3 protein-coding genes are annotated in these 5462 nt (G+C 40.0%); 1 reads left to right on the top strand and 2 read right to left on the bottom strand.

Annotated elements, in window-relative coordinates; translation table 11 throughout:
- Positions 1-99: 99 nt before the first annotated feature.
- Positions 100-564, bottom strand: coding sequence for a cupin domain-containing protein (locus DP116_RS09545; RefSeq protein WP_169154966.1), 465 nt, complete (start codon positions 562-564; stop codon positions 100-102).
- A gap of 355 nt (positions 565-919) precedes the next feature.
- Here DP116_RS09545 and DP116_RS09540 point away from each other — a divergent pair, with 355 nt between their 5' ends.
- Positions 920-2398 carry a leucyl aminopeptidase gene (locus tag DP116_RS09540; protein ID WP_169154965.1) on the top strand — a complete coding sequence of 493 codons (1479 nt, stop codon included), beginning with the start codon at positions 920-922 and terminating at the stop codon, positions 2396-2398.
- 423 nt (positions 2399-2821) lie between these two features.
- On the opposite strand, the gene DP116_RS09535 is transcribed toward DP116_RS09540, so the two are convergent.
- Entirely contained in the window at positions 2822-4471 is a 1650-nt protein-coding gene (locus tag DP116_RS09535; RefSeq protein ID WP_169154964.1) for a sensor histidine kinase, read from the bottom strand.
- Between the last annotated feature and the right edge of the window lie 991 nt (positions 4472-5462).

Raw genomic sequence — 5462 nt, 5'->3', positions numbered from 1 at the left:
TTAAAATTTATTATCCCAAAGTTAGTATAAAATTTAGAAAAACAAAAAAATTAAGGTGAGCTATTTAACCCACCCTCAATGCAACTTAACCCAAACAACCTATACTGGAGTCGCCCCATAATTCTTGACTTGATTTGCGATTTCCAAATTCTTCAACGCCGCTTGGGCTGCTTCTAAATCATAGGGAAATGGTCGTTTATGGGGTATGTAATCCCGCGCTTGAGGTGGTTTGTGACGCAGCACTGCATTCACCAAAACACACGGTTCTGAACTTAAATTAATCGCCCCGTGCAAAACTCCCGGCGGAATTGTCACGACTACAGAATGGTCTTCACTAAAAGGAAGATACTGGTATTGTTTATCCAGCAATGTCACAAGGACAAACTGTCCTTTTACGACTAGCAATTGGTCTGTATGTGTTTTGTGAACAAATAAATCATCTATTGTGTTGGGTGGAATTTGTACCAACATAGTTTCATGACTGGCTTGAGCTGTAAAGAACTCTACCATTCCTCCCTTACTGGATTCCACCCTACGGATTTCAATTCCCCTGAATTTACTCATATCAGTATTCCAAAAGAGCATCGTAAAAATTGAAGCTTTACCTTCAATCTTAGATGCTCTATTATAAGAAATTGTTACTTCGGCAACAAAATCGCCCAAAATATGATATGGGATCTACATCAGTTATCAGTCATCAGTTAACAGTTATCAGTTATCAGTTACCAGTTATCAGGTAGGAAACGGACTCGTCCACCCCTTGTTTACTGTTTACTGTTCACTGTTTACTGTTCACTGTTCACTGTTCCCTGTTAAGCGTTCACTGATTTAATCACCAACTCTGATACGCTCTTTTGAAGCATAAAGCGCATATTTTGCGCAATACTGGTACAAGAAGTTTTACACAGAAGACAAGAGTATGGAAATTATTACCACTAATACCCCCCTTCTAGAGTGGACGGGGGACGGTTTAGCAATTGGATTATTTGAAGATGCTGTAGAGTTAACTGGCGAACTGGCAACTTTAGATGAAAAGTTGGCTGGTAGTATAAAAGAACTGATAGCGGAAGAGGAATTTAAGGGTAAGCAAAACACCAGCATTGTCACACGAGTAGGTACTGGTAGCCCAGTTCGTAAAATTATACTCGTAGGTTTAGGCAAACCCGAGGCTTTCAAACTAGAAACCTTGCGGCGAAGCGCAGCCAGCGTTGCCCGGTTAGCTAAAAAGCAGAAGTGCAAAACTCTAGGAATCAGCTTACCGATTTGGAACAACGACCCAACACAAACAGCACAAGCACTCGCTGAAGGAGTTCAATTAGCACTATACCAGGATAATCGCTTTAAATCTGAACCAGAGGATAAAGGACCACAAGTTGAAAAAGTCGATTTGCTAGGACTGGATGGACAGGAAGCAGCAATTAGCCGCGCCAATCAAATTGCCTCTGGTGTATTTTTAGCACGCCAGTTGGTCGCAGCCCCAGCCAACTCTGTGACACCAATTACTATGGCAGACACCGCCGCCGCCATTGCTTCCGAACACGGTTTACAAATAGAAATCTTGGAACAGGAAGACTGTGAAAAGTTGGGCATGGGAGCGTTTTTGGGAGTTGCAAAAGCTTCTGATCTACCACCGAAGTTTATTCACCTGACTTACAAACCAGAAGGAACGCCCAAACGCAAGCTAGCAATTATCGGTAAAGGTTTAACTTTCGACTCTGGTGGACTTAACATCAAAGGAGCTGGTAGTGGCATTGAAACCATGAAAATTGACATGGGTGGTGCTGCGGCTACTTTAGGTGCAGCCAAAGCGATTGGTCAACTTAAACCAGATGTTGAAGTTCACTTCATCTCCGCTGTCACAGAAAATATGATCAGCGGTCGTGCAATGCATCCAGGCGACATTCTGACTGCATCTAATGGCAAAACCATAGAAGTAAATAACACCGATGCAGAAGGACGTTTGACCTTGGCAGATGCCTTGGTATTTGCTGAGAAGCTAGGAGTTGATGCAATCATTGATTTAGCTACTCTCACGGGTGCTTGTGTGGTTGCTTTGGGAGAGGATATTGCAGGTTTGTTCTCTCCTGATGATGCTTTAGCTGGAGAGTTAGAGAAAGCTTCCCAAATTTCTGGGGAAAAGATTTGGCGACTTCCAATGGAAGAAAAATACTTTGAAGGACTCAAGTCTGGCATCGCGGACATGAAGAATACAGGACCGCGTTCTGGTGGTTCAATCACCGCTGCATTGTTCCTCAAGCAGTTTGTCAAAGAAACTCCTTGGGCGCACCTAGATGTTGCGGGTCCTGTTTGGGCAGAAAAAGAAAATGGTTACAACGGTTCCGGTGCGACTGGCTTTGGCGTTCGTACCTTAGTCAGTTGGGTGCTAGGCGATAGCTGATACAGCGATAAGGACATGAAGGGAAGCGACTAACTCACCCATCAGGGGCTAGAAACTGTAACTAAATTGTTGGACAAAGCTAGACATTAATTAACATTTTTGTCCAACATTCAAATGTGCTATTATTCCTCTAACGCGAAACAAGAGCGAAACATAGGATAAGTTCTATCCGAATTTAAGCCTGTGGACTGGTTAGTGCCGACACTGCCAGGTTGAAGCAGGAAACAATCCGGGCACTGTCTAACAAGGTTCAACTTTGTCTAGGTTTGTCCAAGTGTTGTAGAACGGAGTATAAGTAGTTCACTGCTTTAGGGACTACCAAAAAATAAATTATCCATCAGGTAGGGTGGGTTAGGCGCACAATAGTTGAGATGTTACATGATGAGTAAAGTGCGCCGTAGCCCACCATTGTTTTGTGCATCACTACAAATTGGACATTTTTTTAATTGCAAGTCCCTTATTGCCATTCGCACATAGACGACTAATTGGAATTTCAATAAAAAATTCTGCACCTTGTCCAGGTACTGAATGACAATATAACTTCCCACCATGCTTGTCTACTACAATCTGGTAACTGATAGACAGCCCAAGTCCTGTACCTTTACCCACAGGTTTTGTAGTAAAGAAAGGGTCAAATAGCTTTGAACAAATTTTTTCTGGAATACCAGGGCCATTGTCCATGATTCGGATTGCGATCCAGTTTTTTGAAATCACCTCAGTGCGAATGCGAATATAACTGGGGTTAGCTTTGACTTCATCAGATGTGTCCTGTGAGTTGTACTCATCCAAAGCTTCAATTGCATTGGCAAGGATATTCATAAATACCTGATTCAGTAAACCAGGGTTGCACTCGATTAACGGCAACAAACCATACTCTTTAATCACAGAGATTTCTGGATGTTTATCAGTTGCCTTCAGGCGGTGCTGCAAAATCATTAATGTACTATCAATACCTTCATGAATATCAACTGTCTTTATAGCAGCCTCATCTAAGCGAGAAAATGTCTGAAGAGATTTAACGATTTCCTGAATCCTTTCTGTTCCCATTTTCATAGATTTGAGGAGTTGAGTGAAATCTTGTTTCAAGTAATCCAAATCCATAGAATCGATTTCAGCTTGAACGACTTGTGAAAGATTGGGGTAGCCCTGCTGATAGAGTTCCACCACTCTTAGTAAGTTTTGGGTGTATTCCTCAGCGTAAACAAGATTGCCAGCAACAAAAGTGATGGGATTGTTAATTTCATGGGCAATACCAGCCATCATCTGACCCAAACCAGACATTTTTTCAGTTTGAATCAGTTGTACTTGAGTTTGTTGCAGTTTTTGTAGTGTTTGTTGTAGTTGGATATTTTTCCGTCTTAATTCCTTTGTCCTTGTCGCAACTCGAATTTCCAATTCTTGATTAGTTTTTTCTAAGGCTGCTTGGGCAAGTTTTCGACTTTTTAAGTATTCTTGTAACAAGCGCAACACCAAAAGCCATGCTGGAATGAGCATGACTAAACTTAAAATTGATGCAAAAATTGACCAAAATAGTTTGTTGCGGTATTCAGCAACTTTTTGACGCAACTGAAGCGAGATAGTACGATTTCTTTTCGCTACACTATCGGCGTAGAAGCGTTTCTGAGTTTTATATTCAGGACTAGAAAAGAGTCTTTGTGCTGCTTCTTTTTGACCTTTTCTGACTAAATCAAAAGATTGATATTCTATTGCTACCAAGCGCTGATTGATTGCGTAAACTTTTTTGATATCTTCCTTTTTACATGTTTTTGGAACCAGGTTAATAAATTCTTTAATTGCAACATCTAGTTGAGGTTCAAATTCATGATAGCGTTGTTCCCAATCTGGATTATTTGTAGCAGCATTCATGCTTGCTGACATTGTTAAAACTTCATCAATATAGATAATTTTATCACTAATTATTTGTAGTTGAAATTCATTTTTTATAATGTTGTTGAAGTTGTAGTATGCTTCCCAAGTGATCCAAGTTTGAGGTAAAAATAATAACAAAGTCAGTACCACTGTTACAGTTACTAGTTGAGATGGAATCAATCTCAATCGATAGTATAAGTACATTTATTTAAATTTTATATCAATGTTTTACAAGAAAAAAAGAAATAAAAATAAAAACAATAAGCTTGCTCCATGTTCCTATTAAATAACGTTCCGAAAAAACCTATAGAATAATTATCATGAAAAATTTGCTTGTTTGGGCTTAATGAGAATTACTCCTATAAGATAAGACTCAATAAAAAAGTTTCAATGACGATGAAATCAATTTTAGGATCACAAGTCAAGTCAGTTTGTAAAAATATATATTATTCGATGTAGATGACTTTTTGTGAATCGTGAACCATTCTAAATCTAATCACAAAGGCTTCATCTTAAGGTGAAATACCTCTACTTCAAAGTATCTGAACATCATCATGACAGCGAAGACTAATTTTTTTAGGTGATGGCAAGGATTTTTTCTGATTTTGTAGTAACAAAACCAGAAAAGGAATCTCTGTGTTGTCTAAACCAAAAACCACTGAATATGCTTGTTTTAGTTTAATCTAAGCTATATCTGCTTGAAAACTTGCAGCTAATACCAAGTCCCAATTCCCGGATAGCACAAGTCAATTGCGTATGCGCAAAGCGTGCCACAGGTATAAGCTAGTGGTATCCCGTAATCGCAAAGCGTACCGCTGTTCCATACGCGTTGCAAGAGCGTGTCGCGTTGCGACGATCGCGTGTCCGTAAGGACTCATACCGTTTCACTTTAAGCTTGATACAATTAGACCGCAGAGGAGCAGAGGAGCTTCAGGAGCAGAGGAGAAAAGATTTGTATCAGCAATTTCATGAAATGGTATCAGAAATTCAGCAATCTTCCCTAATCACAAACTACTACAACAAAACGCAACTTGGTATGACGTAGATTACAGAATATCCTGAGTTTTTGTGGCAATGAGTGACAGAAAAATTCCTATAAAAAGCCAGGAGACTCTCAAAAGTCATCACCCAAACTTGATATTATAGTGGGTGAGATGAAAACCCTGTGGCTTTAGCCCAGGGACGCCACATGCCT

It is taken from the genome of Brasilonema bromeliae SPC951, assembly GCF_012912135.1.
Lineage (GTDB): Bacteria > Cyanobacteriota > Cyanobacteriia > Cyanobacteriales > Nostocaceae > Brasilonema > Brasilonema bromeliae.
The sequence above is the reverse complement of the archived record's forward strand: the minus strand, read 5'-3'. Positions and strand labels throughout refer to the sequence as shown.

Excerpts from the sequence above, each read along its gene's own strand:
- DP116_RS09545 (WP_169154966.1), bottom strand. The coding sequence starts at position 564 with ATGAGTAAATTCAGGGGAATTGAAATCCGTAGGGTGGAATCCAGTAAG.
- DP116_RS09540 (WP_169154965.1), top strand. The coding sequence starts at position 920 with ATGGAAATTATTACCACTAATACCCCCCTTCTAGAGTGGACGGGGGAC.
- DP116_RS09535 (WP_169154964.1), bottom strand. The coding sequence starts at position 4,471 with ATGTACTTATACTATCGATTGAGATTGATTCCATCTCAACTAGTAACT.